This is a genomic window from Ruegeria sp. HKCCSP346 (assembly GCF_017872595.1).
In the GTDB taxonomy this organism is placed as follows: domain Bacteria; phylum Pseudomonadota; class Alphaproteobacteria; order Rhodobacterales; family Rhodobacteraceae; genus Ruegeria.
The window spans coordinates 54,829-74,602 of sequence record NZ_JAEDOT010000007.1 but is presented as its reverse complement, the minus strand read 5'-3'; the positions used below and the strand labels follow the sequence as shown (position 1 = coordinate 74,602).

Genomic DNA, 19,774 nt, shown 5'->3' with positions numbered 1-19,774 from the left:
TACCCTTGTTTGGGTGGTCGTCATGCCTAAGCGGTCGCGGCTCTTGTTTGCGCTGGCCGGAGCACTCTACCTGACGGCGCTGGCACGGGATGGTGTTGACCGCTGGGTCGATGCCACAACCCTGCCTTCCGTTATGGCTGAAACTTCGGTCGAGATGCGGGACCGGAATGGCGACCTTCTGCGGGCGTTTCCAGTTGAGGATGGCATCTGGAGGCTGCAGCCCGGCGCAGTTGATCCGGATTTCATCGCTATGCTGATCCGGTACGAGGATAAACGGTTCTGGACCCACGCCGGAGTGGACCTCATCGCGATGCTGCGGGCTGCCGGGCAAAGCCTGTGGAACGGGCGTAACGTGTCGGGCGGGTCCACTCTGACCATGCAGGTGGCGCGGTTGATCGAAGATGGCCCAACCGGGCGCTGGAGCGGGAAATTTCGCCAGATCAGAGTCGCATTGGCGTTGGAGCGACGTCTGAGCAAACAGCAAATCCTGAACCTTTATCTGACCCATGCCCCCTATGGTGGCAATCTGGAAGGGCTCCGCGCCGGCGCCCGCGCGTGGTTTGGAAAGGACGCCACCCGGCTGACGCCCGCGCAAAGCGCCCTGTTGGTTGCGTTGCCGCAATCCCCCGAGGCCCGGCGCCCGGATCGCAAGCCCGAGGCTGCCCGGCAGGCCCGCGACCGGGTTCTGAACAGGCTGGTGCGCCACACCGTCCTGACCGATGCCGAAGCGCGCGCGGCCATGACCGAGCCTCTTCCGGATCGGATGAATCCGTTTCCGCGTCTTGCACCTCATCTGACTGACCGCGTGAGGCGGCAAGCACCCGCAACACAGGCCTTCGATCTGACTCTGGATGCCGGATTGCAGGCCCGGCTGGAAACCTTGGTGGCCCGGGCCGCCAACCGCGTCGGACCACGCGTTTCCGGGGCTCTGATCGTGGCCGACCATCGCAGCGGCGAGGTTCTGGCATCGGTCGGATCTGCCGGGTACCAAGATGCCCGTCAGGGGTTCGTGGATATGACCCGGGCCGTACGGTCGCCCGGATCGACCCTGAAACCTCTGGTCTACGGGCTGGCCTTCGATCAGGGGCTGGCCCATCCCGAGACCCTGATCAGCGACAGCCCCGTGATGTTTGGCCGATACGCACCGCGCAATTTCGACGGCGCCTTCCGTGGCGATGTCCGGGTGCGGGACGCCCTACAGCTGTCGCTGAACATCCCCGTCGTGCGCCTGACGAATGAGCTGGGCCCCGCTCGGTTGATGACAGCATTGAGGTTGGCCGGATCAGAGCCACGTCTGAATGGCGCAACACCCGGATTGGCGATTTCTTTGGGGGGCGTGGGGTTGAGCCTGCACGATCTGGTGCAGGTTTACGCCACTCTGGCAGCTGGCGGCACAGGCCCGATCTTGCATCATGACGTTCTGGCAGACGCCCAGCGCACCCGGCGCGTTCTGTCGGAAACCTCGGCCTGGCAGGTTTCGGACATTCTGGCCGGGCTTGCGCCACCGGCAGGCGGTGCAACAGGGTCGCTGGCCTACAAGACCGGCACGTCTTATGGCCACCGCGATGCCTGGGCCATCGGCTTTGACGGGCAGCACGTCATAGGGGTCTGGCTGGGCCGCGCCGATGGAACGCCTGTTCCCGGCGCATTCGGGGGCGACCTTGCCGCACCCCTGTTGGCCGAGGCTTTCAACCTGTTGAAACCCGATCTAACGCCCCTGCGCCCACCGCCACCTTCGACCTTGCTTGTCGGCGCGGCCCAATTGCCTCAGCCGTTGCAGCGATTTCGCCCCCGCACGACAGCTTTCAAGGATGATCCCTCGGCACCGGACCTGCTGTTCCCGCCCGATAACGCCGTATTAGAGACGTCAGGAGCACCTCTGACGGTCAAACTGCGTGGCGGCGTCGGGCCGTTTTCCGTACTGGCAGATGGCGTGCCGGTGCTGACCGGGCAGCGGCGACGAGAGTTCGAAATCCCAAATCCGGGGACCGGCTTCACCTCACTTGTCGTGGTGGATGCGCAAGGTCAATCCGACAGGGCGTCAATCAGGATCGATTAGCGCCTTCCCTCGCGCAGCCAACCGCCCAACAGGAAACCTCCTGCCAACAGCAAAACCAGCCAAGGTGGCAGCAGACCCGCCTGGGTAACATCCCGTGTCTCGTAGGCATCGCGCGGGGTCAGACCGATCCAGCCCCGACCAGCCGCCGGGCGCCCGGCGCGCACGTTGCGGATCGACGGCAATCCATCTTCCACCCGGATCACGCCGCCCCGCATGCCGGTCAGAACCGGTTCAAGAACATCCCCCGTTGCGATGGTGCGTTCAAACTCCTTCGGCGCGGCGGGACCAAGCCCGATCACGGCCATGTGGTCACCTTCCTGCAAACGGTAAAGACCAATCTCGGGCCCATAGTATTGCGCTTCGAACCGCCCCGGAGAGACCTCCTGCAAGGTGATTTCCAGCGTTTCGCCGTTCGGGCGCGTCACAGTCACCGGACCCACATCATCCCCAAGCGTCTGTCGAATGATGCGCATGGACTGGCCGTTGGCTTCGGCCCACAGCGCCTCTTCCTCGAGTTCGGGTTCCTTCATCATCCAATGGGCCAGCCTGCGCAAAAGTTCCAGTTGCGGACCGCCACCTTCAAAGCCACGGCTCCACAGCCAGGCATGGTCAGATGCCAGCATCGCAACACGCCCTTCGCCCACTCGGTCCAGAACCAGCAGGGGGCGTTCGTCAATGCCCGTCATCAGAACCTCGCCCGAGCGATGGTTCACATCGATCTGGCGCAACCAGGCCCCCCAATCCTCGGAATCGCCAAGATTTGTTGTCACCGGATGGCGCTGACCCAACGCGCTAACCTTTGGAACAAAGCGTTCCTCGAAGACACGCGCGGACGGTTGCGCCGGAAGGATCGGCGCCAGCGGCGACCGGAAAATGCTGTCAGCTCCGGCGAAATCGGGACCGGCCGCAATCAGAACGGCGCCGCCGTCATTGATATAACTGGTGACGTTGTCCAGATAGATCGCAGGCAGGATGCCGCGCCGCTTGTAGCGGTCGAATATGATCAGATCGAAATCGTTGATCTTTTCCAGAAACAACTCGCGTGTCGGGAAGGCGATCAAAGACAATTCGTCCACCGGCACGCCGTCCTGTTTCTCGGGCGGGCGCAGGATGGTGAAATGCACCAGATCGACCGAGCTGTCGGATTTCAAAAGATTGCGCCATGTGCGCCCGCCCGGATGCGGCTCGCCCGAGACCAGCAGAACGCGCAGGCGATCCCGAACGCCGTTCATCTGGATCAGCGCGGTGTTGTTGCGGTCGGTCAACTCGCCTTCGGCCAGGGGCACGGAAAACTGGATCACGTTGCGCCCGCCATGAGGCAAGGTGACAGGCAGTTCGACATCCCGACCGATTGGAATACTCAGCTGCTGAGGCTCACCACCGTCCACGGAAATCTCCAACGGCGCTGTCGCGGCACCCGCGGGGGCTGCTCCGCTGTCTTCAACGCGCAGGGTCAAAGTCACCGATTCACCGATGATGGCAAAAGCAGGCGCATTTCGGACGATAAGCCGGCGATCCCAGTCGTCCGCACGCCCGGTTTGCAGCAGATGCATCGGCGCCGGCAATTCCGGGGCCTGATCGGCATCGTGCACGATCCCGTCCGATATCACCAGAATGCCTGCGATGCGCGCACGCGGTTCTTCGGCCAGGGCCTCATTCAGGGCGGCCATGACCTGCGTGCCCTCATCCCCGTCACCGTCGCCGACCCGAATGCGGCGCAGTTCCGTATTGTCCCGCGCCTCGATCTCGGCGGCCAGATCTTCGGCGGCCTGCGCAGTCTGTTCGGCCCGGTCCGAAAGTGTCTGGCTGGCGCTTTCATCCTCGATCATCAAAACGATATCCGTCAGCGGCGCGCGGTCCTCGACTTGATAGACCGGACCGGACAGTGCCGCGATGACAACCAGGGCCGCCAATCCCCGCAAGGCCCAGCCCGACAAACCGCGCCACAAGGCCAGAGCTACTCCGACAGCGGCAATCGCCCCCACAGCAGCCAAAAGCGGCCACGGGATCAGAGGGTCGAATATGACGGTTCCGGTCATTGTCCCAACCTGTCCAAAAGAGCGGGCACGTGGACCTGATCGGATTTGTAATTCCCGGTCAGCACGTGCATCACCAGATTGACGCCAAAACGATTGGCCAGTTCGCGTTGCCGTTCCCCGGCATACCCACGACCGACAGGCAAAAGGGCCTGGCCGTTGCGATCCACGGCCCAGGCCCCGGCCCAGTCATTGCCGCCGATAACCACCGGTGTCACGTTGTCATTGAGGTTTCGGAATGGCATCCCTTCGATCTGTTCTGCATCCCCGGGCGCGGCTTCGACCCAGACTTCTGCGCCGGAATAGCGGCCCGGGAAATCCTGGAGCAAATAGAATGTTCTGGTCAGGACATGATCGCGGGGTATCGGCTCTAATGCAGGGATATTCAACGGTCCGGCCAGTTGCTGCAACTTGCGGCCATTCGGACTGGATGCGCCGAAACCGGCAATATCCGCATCGCGCGTGTCAAACAGGATCATCCCACCCGAACGCAAATAGGCGTTCAGTTTGATATACGCCTCGGCCGAAGGTTGCGGCTGGTTCGGCGTAATGGGCCAGTAGAGAAGCGGAAAGAATGCCAATTCGTCTCGTTCCAGATCAACGCCGATTGGGTCCGCCGGTTCGACAGAAGTGCGAAAAAACAGGGTTTGCGCCAAGCCCCGCAATCCGGCCTCGGCAATATCGTCCACCTGCGTCTCACCGGTCAGCACATGCGCCAGCACAAGCTCGTGCGTTGCAGCGAGGGCAAATTCGGTATCTTCGGGCGTCTGCGCCTGCACGTCCGGCACCAGCAGAAAAGCGGCCAGCGCGGCAGCCGCCGTTCGCGCCAGGCCCAGCCTGCCCGACAAGGCCAGCGAGGCAATCACGTCAACCGTCAGCAAGATCAGCGCGAGGCTGAGCAACAGGCCACCAAGCGGGGTTTCCGTGCTGACCTCCTGCCCTTTGATCGGCACATTGGCGGGCCAGGTCACCGGGCGCAGCTCGGTTTCTTCCGAAACCACGTTCAATGCCAGCTTCTGCTTTCCGCTTTCATAGAGACCCGGACGCAAATCTGGCCCGATCCGGCCCGAGATCAGCTGAACGCCATCCACACCGGCCAGGGTTCCGGCATCTGACAAGGCGCCAAACCCGTCCATGATCTGAACCGGCTCCCACGTGGTGCCTTGCAGTTGCGATTCTTGCCGCGACTTGGCTGCCGAAGCCACGGCCAAACGATCCAGCATCTCGACGAACAAACCCGACAACGGCAGGCTGGACCATTCGGCATCCGCAGTGACGTGAAACAGCACCACCTGCCCAAGCCCCAAAGCCTTGCGTGTTACCAACGGAGTCCCGTCAGACAGCGAAGCAATCACGCGATCCGCCAAGTTAGGGTCTGGTTGCGCCATGACTTGGGTCGAAACAACCACGTCCTTTGGGATATCCAGGCCAAAAAACGGAGAGCTCTCGGGGAATGGAGCCAGCGTCTTGGCTTCGCCCCAGCTCATCGCACCGCCGACGGATCGCCCACCGCTGCGCAGCCGCGCCGGCAACAGGGTGTCTTCGGTGTCCCTGCCCAGATCGCTGGCCGCCATGCGCGGACCGGCAAAACGCAGCAGAAGCCCGCCCTGTTCGACCCATTCGATCAAAGCGGCCTCTTCTGGCTCCGACATCTGCGCCACGTCCGACAGGACGATCACATCCGGGTTGGCGGGCAGAACCTCAAGCAGGCCGCCATCGACAAAATCCGCGGTCGGGACCAGGACCTGCGTCAGGTAATGGAGGGGTGACAACAGCTCCAGCCCTTCACGGTTGCGGGTTCCGGCAATCAGCGCAACCTCGCGCCGGCGCAGACTGTCATCGGTCAAAGTCACGGCCCCGGCGGACCTTTGGCCCTGAATTTCAAACCGCGTGATACGGGCGCGCAATTCCGACGGCAGCGCCAGATCGGCCTGCGCCGAGGTTTCACCGGCCTCCAGGGTCAGCTCAACGGAATGCAGCACCCGGGCCGTGCCCGCCGGATCACGGCCTTGCGCCAATACCGTCACGCGGTCTTCCGGTCCGGGGCCCGCGCGCTGAACGGTCAATTGGATCAGCCCGTCCTGATAGGCCGCAGGCCGGATCGCCACGGGCCGGGAGGCCGCCTGATAGACCGTCACATCTCCGCGCGCCTGAAGGCTGGACACCAGTTCAGCGTGGTCTGCATAATCCAGCCTGTCACTGAACCAATGGGTATCAAATCCGCCGTCAACGGCGTTCAACGCGGCAATGATCTGAGCAATCTGATCCGCATTCGGCTGCCAGGGGTTCGGGGTCAGCCCCGGCAAACGCCCACGCCACGCTTCCGCAGCCTGAAATACCGGTGTTTCCGGCTCTGTCAGGCGCAAAATCGCAACCGTTCGGCCCGCGCGCCCGGCCTCCGACAGTTGCGTGTCGATTTGGTCAAGTGTCGCCGGCCAGCGCGCGGCTCCGGCCCAACTGGCGTCCAGCACCAGCAGCAGCGGCCCGGTTCCGGTTTCATCCCGTGACGGGTTCAGAACCGGCCCTGCCAGCCCGATGATGATCGCAGCCGCCGCCAGCATCCGCAGCAGCAACAGCCACCATGGGGTGCGGTCAGATACGCTTTCGTCGTCCTTAAGGCCCAACAGCAGCGTGACCGCCGGGAACAAGCGGCGGATCGGTGCGGGCGGAACCGCGCGCAGGATCAGCCACAGGATCGGCAGAGTCAGAATACCCAGCAACACCCATGGCGCGGTAAAGCCGATGCCCGCCAGAACCGTCATCGCGTGCCCCCATCCAAGGCCCGATAAAGCCATAACAGAGCCGCTTGTGCGCTGTCACCCGTGTGGTGCAGGCCCAGTTGCCAGCCCGTCGCTCGGCACAGTTGCCTCAACGCGTCCTTGCGGTGCCCCAGGCGTTCCAGATAACGGTCCCGCAGCTCGGCGGCCTTGAGCGTTTCGTGTCGGACGGACCCTCCGACGCTTTCGAAAATGGTGCGCCCGCGATAGGGAAACGACTCTTCACCCGGATCCAGCACTTGCAGAACCACGCCGCGCACGCCACGGTCGGCGGCTTTGGTCAGGGCAAGTTCAACCTCATCCATGGGGCCCAGAAAATCCGAGATGAACACGGCGCGAGCATGAGGGATCATGGCGCGGTGTTCGGGTGGGGCGTAATCCGCTTGATCATCCTCGGACCAGGCCTGCGCCAGCCGAATGATCTGCGCATTGCCGCGCCGGGGCGGCAAGGTGGTGCCGGTCAGACCTACGCGTTCACCGCCGCGCACCAGAAGGATGGATGTCGCCAGCCCCAACAGCCGCGCGCGATCCGCTTTGGTCGGCAGGGTCTTGTCGGACGCAAACCGCATCGAAGCCCCCTGATCGACCCACAGCATCACGGATTGCGCGATCTGCCATTCCCGTTCACGTACGAACTGCTGATCCCCCCGCGCCGAGCGGCGGTGATCGATCATGCGACGGCTGTCGCCGACCTGTGCCGGGCGGTATTGCCAGAAATCATCCCCCATCCCGGACCGCCGTCGACCGTGGTCGCCCAGAAGAACGGTTCCGGCCAAGTGCTCAGCCCGCGCCAAGAGGGGCGGTAGCCGCGATGCCTCGGCTTCGGATCTTTCGCGAAGGGTCAGCTCGGCATTCACGCCGCGGCCTCGGTCCGGATCAGGCCGACAGCGGTCGAATCAATCAGCTCTGCAAGGCTGTCACCACGCGCCCTTGCCGCAAAGTTGAGCGCCATCCGGTGGCTGAGCACCGGGCGCGCCATATCCAGAACATCCTCGGCATTGGGTGCCAGGCGCCCCTGCAACATGGCCCGCGCGCGCACCGTCATCATCAGCGCCTGCGCGGCACGGGGGCCCGGACCCCAGGCCACGGTTTCGGCAACCCGTTCGGACACACCGGGTTCTTCGGGGCGGAACGCCCGCACCAGATCAAGGATCAGTTCAACGACGGATTCTCCGACCGGCATCCGGCGCAACAAGACCTGCGCGGCCAGCAACTCTTCCTTGCTGAAAATCTGATGCGCCTCTTCCTCTTCAACCCCGGTCGTAGCCAGCAGAATATCCCGCTCTGTCTGGCGGTTGGGGTATTCGACGTCAATCTGCACCAGGAACCGGTCAAGCTGAGCTTCGGGCAGCGGATAAGTGCCTTCCTGTTCGATCGGGTTTTGCGTTGCCAGCACGTGGAACGGCGTACCCAATGAACGATCTTCACCTGCCACGGTAACGGTGCGTTCCTGCATCGCCTGCAACAGCGCCGATTGTGTCCGCGGGCTTGCCCGGTTGATTTCATCCGCCATCAACAGTTGACAGAAGATCGGGCCGGGAATGAAACGGAAATGGCGGCTGCCATCGTCGGCAGTGTCCAGAACCTCGGACCCAAGAATATCGGCGGGCATCAGGTCGGGCGTGAACTGAATGCGGCTGCCATGCAGGCCCATCACCGTCGACAGAGTCTCGACCAGGCGTGTCTTGCCCAAACCCGGCAGACCGATCAACAAGGCATGGCCGCCGCACAGCAGCGCGGTCAGCGTCAGGTCCACGACCCTCTCCTGCCCGATGAAGCGGCGGGTGATCGAGGCCTTGGCCTCTTGCAGCTTGTTTTCCAGCGCTTCGATCTCGGCTACGAGGTCGGCAGGTTCGGTCATGACTTTCCCTTCCGTGGACTATTATGATTGAAGTGTATCGCGCTGAGAGGAAATGGCAAAAGCAATGAGCGGACAAAAACCTGTGAAACCGTCGCCAGATGGTCTGGCGGCATCGGTCAAGGCGGCCAAAACCAACGGTTTACCGCCCGTTCACCTCTGGAATCCTCCGTTTTGCGGCGATCTGGACATCAAGATCGCAAAAGATGGCACATGGAGTTATTTAGGCTCACCCATCAACCGTTTCGAGCTTGTGAAGCTTTTTTCCTCAATTCTTAAGAAGGAAGACGGCAAATACTTCCTCGTCACCCCGGTCGAGAAGGTGGGAATCACTGTAGAAGACGCGCCGTTTGTCGCAGTGGATTTCGTCCGGGACGGGGATGGAAAGGACCAGTCCTTGACCTTCACAACCCATGTTGGCGACCGGGCCTTGGCCGGAGCTGATCATCCGATCCGAATTGTAATCGACCCTGAAACAGATGAACCCTCACCCTACATATTGATCCGCGACAACCTTGAAGCTCGGATAGACCGCAAAAGCTTTTACCGCCTCGTCGAGATCGGAACGCACCATGACGGCTGGTTCGGTGTTTGGTCAGGCGGGCAGTTCTTTGGCCTGATCCCTTCAGCCGACCTGAGCTGACCGCGGCGCGCGATCCTGTGCCAGCACGACAGCCATTGCAACAATGCCCGCACCAAATGCCCGGGTCCAGTTCCACTCGTCCCCCAGCATCAGCATGATCAGCATCACGTAGAACGGGGCAACATTGATGTGAAAAGAGGCCAGCGCCACGCCCAGCTTGCCGACGGAGGTGATGAATAATACCTGGCTGAGACCCATGGAGATAAGCGCATAGATCATCAGCATGCCCGCCTGCTGCGTGTCGAACGCAGTTGCAGGCATCACGTCCAGACCAAACTGCGCCGATCCGAAAACCAGCAGCGATGCCATGGCCAGCCCTCCGACGAAGGTGATCGTGGTGCGCCCGGTCTGGCTCAGTTCGGCGAAATCACGGGCGGTTGCCATGCTGGCCCAGCAGAACAGCACCGTTGATCCAACCGCACAGGCCGCGCCTAGACCCAACTGGGCCGGGGCCAAGGCGCTGGTGGCGATCAATCCGCCGACAACCGACACAAGAACGCCCAGCGCAAAATTCCACTTCAGCCGGCGTGTGCCAGCAGCCAATTCAAGCAATGTGGCCACCAAAGGTGCGCAGGAGACGATGATTGCCACCGTCACCGGGTCGGTCAGCTTTTGCGCCAAGATCAACAGGAACATTCCCAACCCGATTCCAAGGCCGCCGACGGTCATTGCATGACCCCAGCGGGCTGAAACAACCCGACGCGGCCCGTCCAGAATCACCCAGACCGGCACCATCACCAACACGGCCAGCGCCAGTCGCGCGGCCAACAGGGCGACGGGCGGCCATGTTTGCAACAGCACCTCGGCCGCCGGAAACCCGGCCGCCCATGTCAGCATCGAAGCCACGGCCAACCCGTTGCCCGACAAGGCAGAATGCTGTCCCGCCGGCGCAGAAAGGCTGTTCCCGCGGACGGGGTCTGGGCTCATCGCCATCGTTTTCAAACCTTCCATTGGCACGGCGTCAGAAAATTGATTCGCCGCAATGCAGGAAGCGTTTCCGATTTCATCGGGTCGATCTGGTCGAATTTCGACAAACTGTCGTTTTCTGTCACTTTCACAGAAATCAACGCGCGGATAAGGTCGGGCCACCTGAAATCCATGGGCCGCCTATGCCAAAATTCGCCGCGAATATCTCATTGCTCTTTGCCGAACTTCCGTATCTGGATCGGTTTCAGGCAGCGGCAGATGCCGGGTTCAAGGCGGTCGAGATCCTGTTTCCGTACGAACTGGCTGCAAAAGAAACCCGGCGTGCCTTGCTGGCCAACGGGCTCGAACTGGTTCTGATCAACGCGCCTCCGCCGAATTATACCGGTGGCGCACCGGGTTATGCCGCCATCCCCGGCGGTGCGTCCCGGTTTCAGTCTGATATCCGCCGCGTTCTGCGCTACGCTCAGGTGCTGCGGCCGGGTTTCATTCATATCATGTCAGGATACGCCGCCGGGACGGATGCGTTGGACTGCTTCGTGCAAAACTTACAGTGGGCCGCCGATTTCGCACCGCAGCAGACATTTACGATCGAACCCCTCAATCCAATGTCCCAACCCGGCTATTTCTTGAACGACTATAATCTGGCGACCGAGGTACTGGGCCGCGTGGATCGCCCGAATGTCGGTCTGCAATATGACAGTTTTCACGCACATATGATCCACGGCGACGCGCTGGCCGTCTGGGAGCGTTTTCACCCCAGCGTTGTCCACGCCCAGATCGGGGCCGCCCCCGAACGTTCTGAACCGGGGCGCGGGCCCACGGATTTCACGCAGCTTTTCGCGGCAATGGATGATGCTGGTTACACCGGTTGGGTCAGTGCCGAATACGCGCCTTCTACCGCTCGAACGGATGCGACCTTGGCTTGGATGCGACATTAACGCCGTTCTTCGGGCTGGAATTAGCAGCCCGAAAGGCGCACATATCGGGCAAGCCGTTTTCAAGGATGACCGATATGATCCCTGCCCGCTTTGCCCATGCCATCTTTGGACTGATCATGTCAGGGCTGATGTCGTGCATTGTCACCGGGATCGCTACGGTCAAGGCAGTGGGGTTCCATCCTGAAACGCTGGGCGACTGGATGGCGTCCTGGGCCTTTTGCTGGCCCATCGCGTTCACGGTGATCCTGGTCCTGGGACCTTCGGTGAAACGTATGGTCGAAGGGTGGGTCAGGCCACAAGGCTGACTTGGGGGGCTGACCCGGCGCTAGTGCGCCTCGGCCCAGTTCGCACCCTGGCCGGCATCAACGCTCAGCTTCACATCCAATTTCACCGCCGGGTCCGAGGCACCCTCCATCACCTCGCGCGCCACATCGATCAGCGGATCCACAGAATCCTCGGCGACTTCGAACAACAATTCGTCATGGACCTGCAAAAGCATCCTGGCGGGCAGCTCGTTGATCGCACCCGGCATCCGCACCATCGCGCGCCGGATCACATCCGCCGCCGTGCCCTGAATCGGCGCGTTGATCGCCGCCCGGCGCGAGAATCCTGCATGCGGCCCCTTGGCGTTGATCTCGGGCGTGTGGATCTTGCGCCCGAACAGGGTTTGGACATAGCCGTGCTCTTTGGCAAATGCCACCGTGTCATCCATATACTGGCGAATGCCCGGAAAGCGTTCGAAATAGCGGTCGATGAAACCCTGTGCCTCGACCCGCGGTATGCGTAGATTGCGCGCCAGGCCGAAGCCCGAGATGCCATAGATCACACCAAAGTTGATTGCCTTGGCCTGACGGCGGATGTCCGGCGTCATCTCGTCCAGCGGCACGTCGAACATTTCCGACGCGGTCATGGCGTGGATGTCCAGCCCATCGGAAAAGGCCTGTTTCAGGGTCGGAATGTCGGCGATATGCGCCAGGATGCGCAGCTCGATCTGGCTGTAGTCGAGGCTGACCAGAACATTTCCGGGCTCGGCGACAAAGGCCTCGCGGATGCGGCGGCCCTCCTCGGTGCGCACGGGGATATTCTGCAAATTGGGGTCAGTCGAGGCCAGACGCCCCGTATTCGCCCCGGTGATGGCATAAGACGTGTGCACCCGGCCCGTGTCGGGGTTGATATGGGTCTGAAGCGCGTCGGTATAGGTCGATTTCAGCTTGGACAGCTGGCGCCAATCCAGCACACGGCGCGGCAGTTCATGCTCGGTCGCCAGATCTTCCAAGATATCGGCCCCGGTCGAGTACTTGCCGGTCTTCCCCTTCTTGCCGCCTTCCAGGCCCATCTTGTCGAACAGGATCTCGCCCAACTGCGCGGGTGAGCCGACATTGAAATTCTCACCCGCCAGCTCGTGAATTTCAGCCTCTAAACCGGCCATTTTCTGGGCAAAGGCGTTCGACATACGGCTCAGCACGTCGCGGTCGACCTTGATGCCATGCATCTCCATCTCGGCCAGAACCGGCACAAGTGGTCGTTCGAGTGTCTCGTAGACAGTCGTCACCTGCACCCAGTGCAGCTGCGGTTTGAACAATTGCCACAGGCGCAGCGTTATATCCGCATCCTCGGCGGCATAGGCGGTGGCCTCGTCGATCGGCACCTTGTCGAAGGTGATCGCAGATTTGCCTGACCCCAGCAGCGGCTTTATCGGGATCGGCGTGTGGCTGAGATACCGTTCCGAGAGTGTATCCATGCCGTGTCCATGCTCACCGCCATGCATGGCATAGGACATCAACATCGTATCATCGATGGGGGCCACATCGATACCTTGACGCCGGAAAATCTTGGCATCGTATTTCATGTTCTGCCCGATTTTGATGATCGAGGGGTCCTCAAGCACCGGCTTCAGCAGCGTCAGCGCCTCATCCAGGGGCATTTGCCCTTCAGCCAGCGCGTCCGACCCGAACAAATCATCCGCCGCACCATCGCGGTGGGTCAGCGGGATGTAACAGGCTTCGCCGGCCTCGACACACAGCGAAATACCGACCAGATCGGCGATCATTTCATTCAGACCGGTGGTTTCAGTATCAACAGCGATCCAGCCTCGTTCATGGGCCTGATCGATCCACTTTTGCAAAGCCGCTGCATCACGGACACATTCATACTTTGCCGCGTCAAACGGGATCGTCTCGGCCTCAACTTCTTTGGCCGCAGGCGCCGGAGCGTCGGCGATGGCCGGTGCTTCGGCCCCCAGCTTGTCGGCGATCCGTTTGGTCAGTGTGCGGAATTCCATATCCGCCAGAAAACCCAGCAGGGTCTCGGCATCGGGCTCTTTCACTTCAAGGTCATCCAGCGTGAAATCCAGCGGTGTGTTCTCGTCCAGCTGCACCAGTTTCTTCGACAGTTCGATCTGATCGCGCTTTTCGATCAGGGTCTGCCGGCGCTTGGGCTGTTTGATTTCCTCGGCCCGGTCCAGCAGTGTTTCCAGATCACCGTATTCATTGATCAACAGCGCGGCCGTCTTGACCCCGATTCCCGGAGCGCCCGGCACGTTGTCAACGGAATCCCCGGCCAGCGCCTGAACATCCACAACGCGCTCAGGAGCAACTCCAAACTTCTCGATCACACCGTCCCGGTCGATGCGCTTGTTCTTCATCGCATCCAGCATCTCGACGCCATCACCGACCAACTGCATCAGATCCTTGTCGGAACTTACGATGGTCACGCGGCCCCCAGCCTCGCGCGCCTGCACGGTCAGGGTGGCGATGATGTCGTCGGCCTCATAGCCTTCGAGTTCCTTGCAGGCGATATTGAACGCCTTTGTCGCCTCACGGGTCAGCGGAATTTGCGGGCGCAGGTCCTCGGGCATCGCTTCGCGGTTGGCCTTGTACAGGTCGTACAGATCATTCCGGAATGTGTGCGACCCCTTGTCGAAAATCACCGCCACATGGGTTGGCGCATCCGGCCCGGTGTTTCCTTCGACATATTTCTGAAGCATGTTACAGAACCCGGACACCGCCCCAATCGGCAGACCATCCGACTTGCGGGTTAGCGGAGGCAGCGCGTGATAGGCCCTGAAAATAAAGGCCGATCCGTCGATCAGATGCAGGTGACATCCTTTTCCGAAATTGCTCATGCGCGCGCTCCCTGTCGGTCAGGGATGGTTCTGCCACAGGGTCGCGCGGGTGACCAGCCAAGAACGCAGCCTAACCGCCAAACAATCCCGAGAAGACGTCAGAGAAACTGTTCAGCAAAGCCATGATCACCAACACCCCCAGCAAGGCAAAAAATGCAAAGGCAAAGAACTGGAACAGGATTGCCCCCGTACCTATAACAATTCCGGCGATGGCAGGGCGCCGCTTTTCGTGACGCAGGATGCCAACGGCCGAGATGACGATCGCAAGCCCGCCAAGCATGGCGACTCCGATCCGCAGGAAATCATCCAGATCGCGGGCGCGGGCAACGGGCTCGGGTTGTTCCATCCCGGCGGCGGCCCTCAGGGTCGACTTGCCGATCTCGGCCGCCAGTTCGCCCAGCGACACACCCGCAGTCTGCTGAGGTGCAAAGGGCCCCGCCCAGAATACGAACAACGCAGCAAACAACGCCAAAGACGCGATGCAGAACCCAGCCCAGCCGAAAACCGGGTTCACTGTGTCGGTGGCCGAAATTCCGGTCATCACGTATCCCTGCTTTGGTTGCGCCAAAGCACTAACATGAAAACCGAGGCAAGATTTGGGCAAAACCCGGTTGGTCAGGCAATCAGCCCTGTTCGGTGCCCTTCAGCACATATTTGCAGTCGCAATACGGGCATTCGACCCAGCCTGTATCCTCGGGGATTTGCAGCCAGACGCGCGGATGGCCCAATGCGCCTTCGCCGCCGTCACAGGCGACACGGGCGGTTTCGACGATCTTGGTTTCCGGCGCTTCGATGGTCACGGCTGGCGATCCTTCTTCGGTTGTCGGCCTCGCGGGCATGTATTAGGTGCGTTTATGAGCGATGAGCAATCCGGGGGCAAGAGCCACATGAGCGATGCGGCAATCAGGATCGAAGGTCTGCGCAAGACCTATCGTGGCGGCAAGGGTCAGCCTGAGAAACACGCGCTGAAAGGCATTGATTTGACTGTTCCCAGGGACTCGGTTTTCGGGCTGCTGGGCCCGAACGGCGCCGGGAAATCGACCCTGATCAATATTCTGGCCGGGTTGGTGGTGAAGTCCTCGGGCCGTGTGTCGATCTGGGGTTTCGATCAGGATCAGAATCCGCGGCAATCCCGCGCCGCGATTGGTGTGATGCCGCAGGAGCTGAACCTTGACCCGTTTTTCACCCCGCGGGGCGCCTTGGAAGTACAGGCAGGCCTGTACGGCGTTCCGAAATCCGAACGTCGCAGCGATGAAACCCTTGAACTGGTCGGCCTCAGCGACAAGGCCGAGGCCTATGCCCGCACGCTGTCGGGCGGGATGCGGCGGCGGCTGCTGCTGGCCAAGGCGCTGGTGCACCACCCGAAAATCCTGGTGCTGGACGAACCCACGGCAGGCGTGGATATCGAACTGCGCCAGATGCTGTGGGCCAATGTGCGCAAGCTGAACCAGCAGGGCATGACCATCATCCTGACCACCCACTATCTGGAAGAAGCGCAGGAGATGTGCGACGAAATCGCCATCATCAACCACGGTGAAAAGATCGCTCAGGACAGTACCGCCAACCTGCTGGGCCGCATGGACAGCCGGACCATGGTCATTGTGCCGGACACCCCGGTGGTCGACCTGCCGGTGACCGAAGGCGTCGAGGCCAGCTTACGTGAAGACGGCAGCCTAATACTGCAATATCGCAGCGCCCGGACCAGCGCCGAGCAGGTTCTGGAATCCGTCCGGGCGGCGGGCATCCGCATCCGCGACGTGCGCACCGAAGAGGCCGATCTCGAGGATGTGTTCCTGGCCCTGACCTCCTCGCGCACCGACGATGCTCCGGCCGACGATCAGGACCAGCCGCGCCGGGGCCTGCACCGGGTCAAGCTCTAAACCCGGTCGATCCGTGCTTGGTAGCAGTTGTTCCGCGCCGATCTGACGTGAATATAGGCCACGTCCAGGCGGGCAAAAATATCGCTGACTTTTGCGCCGATCTGATCTTTGGGCGTGATTGCCCCGGTGCCATAGACGATCCGGTCATCTGGTCCATACCCCTTGATCAGATAGTCGGGTGCAGTGGTCAAGATCTCGGGCAGGGCGTCGTCTTCATAGCGCTCGCAAGGCGTTGCGCACAGAAAGATCGGCCCTGTTTCAGCGTATGGATGTGGCTCTAAAAAGGGGCGATGCGCCAATATCAGCATCTCTGCGCCTTCGGGAATGTTCTTCAGGCAGTGGCGACAGGGATTGCCAGCCCCCGACGAAACGGCGCGCTCGGGCGCGGCGCCATATGCATCAGGCTGACCTGCCTGAAGGGCGCGGACTTCGTCAGTGGGCAGAGCGGTGATCTTGAACATATCGGGTCTCCTTTTTCTGCAACCATGCGCGCCTGGCCTGGTCCAGGCGACCCGTTTCCTGCGCAAAGGACTCGAAAAAGAACAAAACGTGAATATAATGTGGAATCGCCATGTATGCCGAGCTGTCGATCACGTCGAACTTCACCTTCCTCACCGGGGCTTCGCACCCCGAGGAGTACATGGAGCGCGCCGTCACCCTGGGCCTGCCCGCCATCGCCATCGCCGATGACAACTCGGTGGCCGGCATCGTCCGCGCCCATACCCAGGCGCGCGAGATCGCCCGCAAGGTGCGCGAGCGCCGCGCGTGGGACGAGCAGAACACGCCCATCGGCCCGCCCTGCCCCGATCACATCCCGAAACCACCCTCGTTCCCGGTGCATGCGGTGCCGCGCCTGATCCCGGCGGCGCGGCTGATTTTTACCGATGCCCCGCCCGTCACCGTCCTGCCCATCAACCGGCAGGGCTGGGCCAGCCTGTGCCGCCTCCTGTCCACCGGACGGCTGCGCGCGGCCAAGGGCGAGTGCATCCTGCACCTGTCCGACCTGCTGGAATTTTCCGACGGTCTGCACCTGCTGCTCTGGCCACAGGCGGGCCGTCCGAGCGGCGGCGCGAGCGGGTGGCGGACACAGGCGCAACAGCTGACGCGCCGCTTTGCCGAGCGCATGCATCTGCTGATGCATCCCCGCTATGACGGGGCGGATGCGGCATTTTTCCATTTGTTAGAGACTGAATCATATCATCTGGGCCTGCCCACAATCGCCAGCGCCGCACCGATGATGCATCACGGGTCGCGCCGCAAGCTGGGTGATGTGCTGACCGCGATCCGCCTGCGCCGCAAGGTGGACGATCTGGGCCGCCACGCGCTGGCCAATGGCGAACAGCGCCTGCGCTCGGAACCCGAGATGCTGCGCATCTTCAAGGGCTTTGAGGACGCCGTGGCCCGCGCTTATGCGCTCAGCCAGGAACTCACATTCTCGCTGGACGAGCTGCGCTATGAATATCCCAGCGAGGGCAGCGACAAGGAAACCCCGACCCAGCGCCTGCATCGGCTGGCGCATGAAGGGTTGAAATGGCGCTATCCCGCCGGGGCGTCCGAGAAAGCCCAAAAGATGCTGGCGCATGAACTGACGCTGATCGGCAAGCTGAAATACGAACCCTATTTCCTGACCGTCCGAGACATCGTGCATTTTGCCCGCGGCCGCGGGATCCTGTGCCAGGGGCGCGGCTCGGCGGCCAATTCGGTGGTCTGTTTCTGTCTCGGCATCACCGAGGTCAGCCCCGAAATGGGCACCATGGTGTTCGAGCGCTTCGTCTCCGAGGCGCGGGACGAGCCGCCCGACATCGACGTGGATTTCGAACATGAACGCCGCGAAGAGGTGATCCAGCACATCTATGAACGCTATGGCCGCCATCGCGCGGGGCTGTGCGCCACCGTGATCCACTATCGCGGCAAGCGCGCCATCCGAGAGGTGGGCCGCGCCATGGGCCTGACCGAGGACACGATTTCCGCCCTGTCCTCGCAGCTGTGGGGGTTCTTCTCGGCCTCGGGGCTCGAGGCGGAACGGATGCGCGAAATCGGCCTCGACCCCCAAGACCGCCGCCTGAAACAGACTCTAATGTTGGTTCATGAGATCGACGGCTTTCCCCGCCACCTCTCGCAGCACGTGGGAGGATTCATCATCACCGAGGGTCGGCTGGATGAGCTTGTCCCCATCGAAAACGCCACGATGGAGGGCCGCACGGTCATCTGCTGGGACAAGGACGATATCGACAGTCTTGGCATCCTCAAGGTCGATGTCCTCAGCCTTGGCATGCTGACCTGCATCCGCAAGGCCTTCGACCTGATCGGCCAGCATCACCAGACCAGCTACACCCTTGCCACCCTGCCGCCCGAGGATCCGGTGGTCTATGACATGCTGTGCAAGGCAGACTCGGTGGGCGTGTTCCAGGTGGAATCACGCGCGCAGATGAACTTCCTTCCCCGGATGCGGCCGCGCAATTTCTATGATCTGGTGATCGAGGTCGCCATCATCCGCCCCGGCCCCATCCAGGGCGATATGGTTCACCCCTATATCCGCCGCCGGAACGGAGAGGAGGAGGTCAGCTTTCCCTCGGACGCACTGGGCGAGGTCTTGGGCAAGACGCTGGGCGTTCCGCTGTTTCAGGAACAGGCGATGCAGATCGCCATTGTGGGTGCGGGGTTCACCCCGGAACAGGCCGACCGGCTGCGACGGTCGCTGGCGACCTTCAAGAAGCATGGCAGTGTCAGCGAATTCCGCACCCTGTTCCTGCGCGGGATGCAGCGCAACGGCTATGACGCCGAATTTGCCGAACGCTGTTTCTCGCAGATCGAGGGGTTCGGCTCCTACGGCTTCCCCGAAAGCCACGCGGCCAGCTTTGCGCTGCTGGTCTATGCCAGCGCCTGGATCAAGTGCCACCACCCGGGGATTTTCGCCTGCGCGCTTCTGAATTCGCAGCCGATGGGCTTCTACGCCCCCGCCCAAATCGTGCGCGATGCGCGCGAGCATGGCGTGCAGGTGCGCCCGGTCTGCATCAATGCCAGCTTCTGGGACAACGTAATGGAGCCTGACGGTCAGGGCGGGCTGGCCCTGCGGCTGGGCTTTCGCCAGATCAAGGGGCTGAGCGAGGAAGACGCCAGCTGGCTGACCGCCGCGCGCGGCAACGGCTACCATCAGGTCGATGATGTCTGGCGTCGTGCGGGGCTGGGCCCGTCGGTGATCGAACGGCTGGCCGAGGCCGATGCCTTTGCCGCCTGCAGCCTGACCCGGCGCGAGGCGCTGTGGCAGGCCAAGGCAATTGCCACAGCCAAGCCTCTGCCCCTGTTTGCGCAGGATCTGGAAGGCGAGGCGCTGGACGAGCCCGCCGCCCATCTGCCCCGGATGTCGTTGGGCGAACAGGTGGTCGAGGATTACGTCGCCACCCGCCTGAGCCTGCGGGCGCATCCCGTGGCCCTGCTGCGGCACCTGCTGACGCCGGGGCAGCGCGACAATACCACCTCTGTCACATAACGCCGGAACCGCCTATCTGCCAAAAAACAGAGGTGAAAACAG

General features: G+C 62.0%; 15 protein-coding genes. 6 read left to right on the top strand and 9 right to left on the bottom strand.

The window, feature by feature from the left end; genetic code table 11:
- The first annotated feature begins 22 nt into the window (after positions 1-22).
- Positions 23-2,059, top strand: coding sequence for a penicillin-binding protein 1C (gene pbpC, locus I9185_RS16790; protein WP_210093634.1), 2,037 nt, complete (start codon positions 23-25; stop codon positions 2,057-2,059).
- Here pbpC and I9185_RS16785 read toward each other — a convergent pair.
- Genes I9185_RS16785 through I9185_RS16770 form a run of 4 tightly spaced genes read right to left on the bottom strand, consistent with a single transcriptional unit; the run spans position 2,056 to position 8,733 of the window.
- Positions 2,056-4,098: a hypothetical protein gene (locus tag I9185_RS16785; protein WP_210093633.1), complete on the bottom strand. Its 2,043-nt coding sequence runs from the start codon at positions 4,096-4,098 to the stop codon at positions 2,056-2,058. The genes pbpC and I9185_RS16785 overlap by 4 nt on opposite strands.
- A complete protein-coding gene (locus I9185_RS16780) occupies positions 4,095-6,857 on the bottom strand; it encodes a DUF4159 domain-containing protein (protein ID WP_210093695.1) in 2,763 nt (920 codons plus the stop codon). Before I9185_RS16780 ends, I9185_RS16785 begins: the two co-directional genes overlap by 4 nt.
- Positions 6,854-7,729 carry a DUF58 domain-containing protein gene (locus I9185_RS16775; protein ID WP_210093632.1) on the bottom strand — a complete coding sequence of 292 codons (876 nt, stop codon included), beginning with the start codon at positions 7,727-7,729 and terminating at the stop codon, positions 6,854-6,856. Before I9185_RS16775 ends, I9185_RS16780 begins: the two co-directional genes overlap by 4 nt.
- Positions 7,726-8,733 carry a MoxR family ATPase gene (locus tag I9185_RS16770; RefSeq protein WP_210093631.1) on the bottom strand — a complete coding sequence of 336 codons (1,008 nt, stop codon included), beginning with the start codon at positions 8,731-8,733 and terminating at the stop codon, positions 7,726-7,728. Before I9185_RS16770 ends, I9185_RS16775 begins: the two co-directional genes overlap by 4 nt.
- Before the next feature lie 64 nt (positions 8,734-8,797).
- Here I9185_RS16770 and I9185_RS16765 point away from each other — a divergent pair, with 64 nt between their 5' ends.
- Positions 8,798-9,373 (top strand): DUF1285 domain-containing protein, encoded by a 576-nt coding sequence (locus I9185_RS16765; RefSeq protein ID WP_209835170.1) that lies wholly within the window; start codon positions 8,798-8,800, stop codon positions 9,371-9,373.
- Here the strand turns inward: I9185_RS16765 and I9185_RS16760 are convergent.
- Positions 9,356-10,324, bottom strand: a complete 969-nt coding sequence (locus I9185_RS16760) for a DMT family transporter (protein WP_210093630.1) — start codon at positions 10,322-10,324, stop codon at positions 9,356-9,358. The two genes, I9185_RS16765 and I9185_RS16760, sit on opposite strands and share 18 nt — an antisense overlap.
- Positions 10,325-10,482: 158 nt before the next feature.
- Here I9185_RS16760 and I9185_RS16755 point away from each other — a divergent pair, with 158 nt between their 5' ends.
- Both I9185_RS16755 and I9185_RS16750 read left to right on the top strand, forming a co-directional pair.
- Complete coding sequence (locus I9185_RS16755) at positions 10,483-11,238, top strand: TIM barrel protein (protein ID WP_210093629.1); 756 nt, start codon at positions 10,483-10,485, stop codon at positions 11,236-11,238.
- Positions 11,239-11,312: 74 nt separating this feature from the next.
- Positions 11,313-11,543, top strand: coding sequence for a DUF2798 domain-containing protein (locus tag I9185_RS16750; RefSeq protein ID WP_171117031.1), 231 nt, complete (start codon positions 11,313-11,315; stop codon positions 11,541-11,543).
- 20 nt (positions 11,544-11,563) lie between these two features.
- Here I9185_RS16750 and polA read toward each other — a convergent pair whose 3' ends face one another.
- The 3 genes from polA to I9185_RS16735 form a co-directional block, all read right to left on the bottom strand.
- Entirely contained in the window at positions 11,564-14,362 is a 2,799-nt protein-coding gene (polA, locus tag I9185_RS16745; RefSeq protein WP_210093628.1) for a DNA polymerase I, read from the bottom strand.
- Positions 14,363-14,432: 70 nt separating this feature from the next.
- Positions 14,433-14,903 (bottom strand): hypothetical protein, encoded by a 471-nt coding sequence (locus I9185_RS16740; RefSeq protein WP_210093627.1) that lies wholly within the window; start codon positions 14,901-14,903, stop codon positions 14,433-14,435.
- Positions 14,904-14,985: 82 nt separating this feature from the next.
- Positions 14,986-15,162 (bottom strand): zinc-finger domain-containing protein, encoded by a 177-nt coding sequence (locus I9185_RS16735; protein WP_170346779.1) that lies wholly within the window; start codon positions 15,160-15,162, stop codon positions 14,986-14,988.
- A gap of 87 nt (positions 15,163-15,249) precedes the next feature.
- On the opposite strand from I9185_RS16735, the gene I9185_RS16730 reads away from it, so the two are divergent.
- Positions 15,250-16,242, top strand: a complete 993-nt coding sequence (locus tag I9185_RS16730) for an ABC transporter ATP-binding protein (protein WP_210093694.1) — start codon at positions 15,250-15,252, stop codon at positions 16,240-16,242.
- On the opposite strand, the gene I9185_RS16725 is transcribed toward I9185_RS16730, so the two are convergent.
- Positions 16,239-16,703, bottom strand: a complete 465-nt coding sequence (locus I9185_RS16725; protein ID WP_210093626.1) for a DUF1203 domain-containing protein — start codon at positions 16,701-16,703, stop codon at positions 16,239-16,241. The genes I9185_RS16730 and I9185_RS16725 overlap by 4 nt on opposite strands.
- Before the next feature lie 110 nt (positions 16,704-16,813).
- Here I9185_RS16725 and I9185_RS16720 point away from each other — a divergent pair, with 110 nt between their 5' ends.
- Positions 16,814-19,732, top strand: a complete 2,919-nt coding sequence (locus tag I9185_RS16720; RefSeq protein WP_210093625.1) for an error-prone DNA polymerase — start codon at positions 16,814-16,816, stop codon at positions 19,730-19,732.
- Positions 19,733-19,774 lie beyond the last annotated feature (42 nt).

Coding starts and splice junctions, on each gene's coding strand:
- I9185_RS16755 (WP_210093629.1), top strand. CDS start 10,483: ATGCCAAAATTCGCCGCGAATATCTCATTGCTCTTTGCCGAACTTCCG.
- I9185_RS16730 (WP_210093694.1), top strand. CDS start 15,250: ATGAGCGATGCGGCAATCAGGATCGAAGGTCTGCGCAAGACCTATCGT.
- I9185_RS16780 (WP_210093695.1), bottom strand. CDS start 6,857: ATGACGGTTCTGGCGGGCATCGGCTTTACCGCGCCATGGGTGTTGCTG.
- I9185_RS16760 (WP_210093630.1), bottom strand. CDS start 10,324: ATGGAAGGTTTGAAAACGATGGCGATGAGCCCAGACCCCGTCCGCGGG.
- I9185_RS16720 (WP_210093625.1), top strand. CDS start 16,814: ATGTATGCCGAGCTGTCGATCACGTCGAACTTCACCTTCCTCACCGGG.
- pbpC (WP_210093634.1), top strand. CDS start 23: ATGCCTAAGCGGTCGCGGCTCTTGTTTGCGCTGGCCGGAGCACTCTAC.
- I9185_RS16785 (WP_210093633.1), bottom strand. CDS start 4,098: ATGACCGGAACCGTCATATTCGACCCTCTGATCCCGTGGCCGCTTTTG.
- I9185_RS16740 (WP_210093627.1), bottom strand. CDS start 14,903: ATGACCGGAATTTCGGCCACCGACACAGTGAACCCGGTTTTCGGCTGG.
- polA (WP_210093628.1), bottom strand. CDS start 14,362: ATGAGCAATTTCGGAAAAGGATGTCACCTGCATCTGATCGACGGATCG.
- I9185_RS16725 (WP_210093626.1), bottom strand. CDS start 16,703: ATGTTCAAGATCACCGCTCTGCCCACTGACGAAGTCCGCGCCCTTCAG.
- I9185_RS16770 (WP_210093631.1), bottom strand. CDS start 8,733: ATGACCGAACCTGCCGACCTCGTAGCCGAGATCGAAGCGCTGGAAAAC.
- I9185_RS16750 (WP_171117031.1), top strand. CDS start 11,313: ATGATCCCTGCCCGCTTTGCCCATGCCATCTTTGGACTGATCATGTCA.
- I9185_RS16765 (WP_209835170.1), top strand. CDS start 8,798: ATGAGCGGACAAAAACCTGTGAAACCGTCGCCAGATGGTCTGGCGGCA.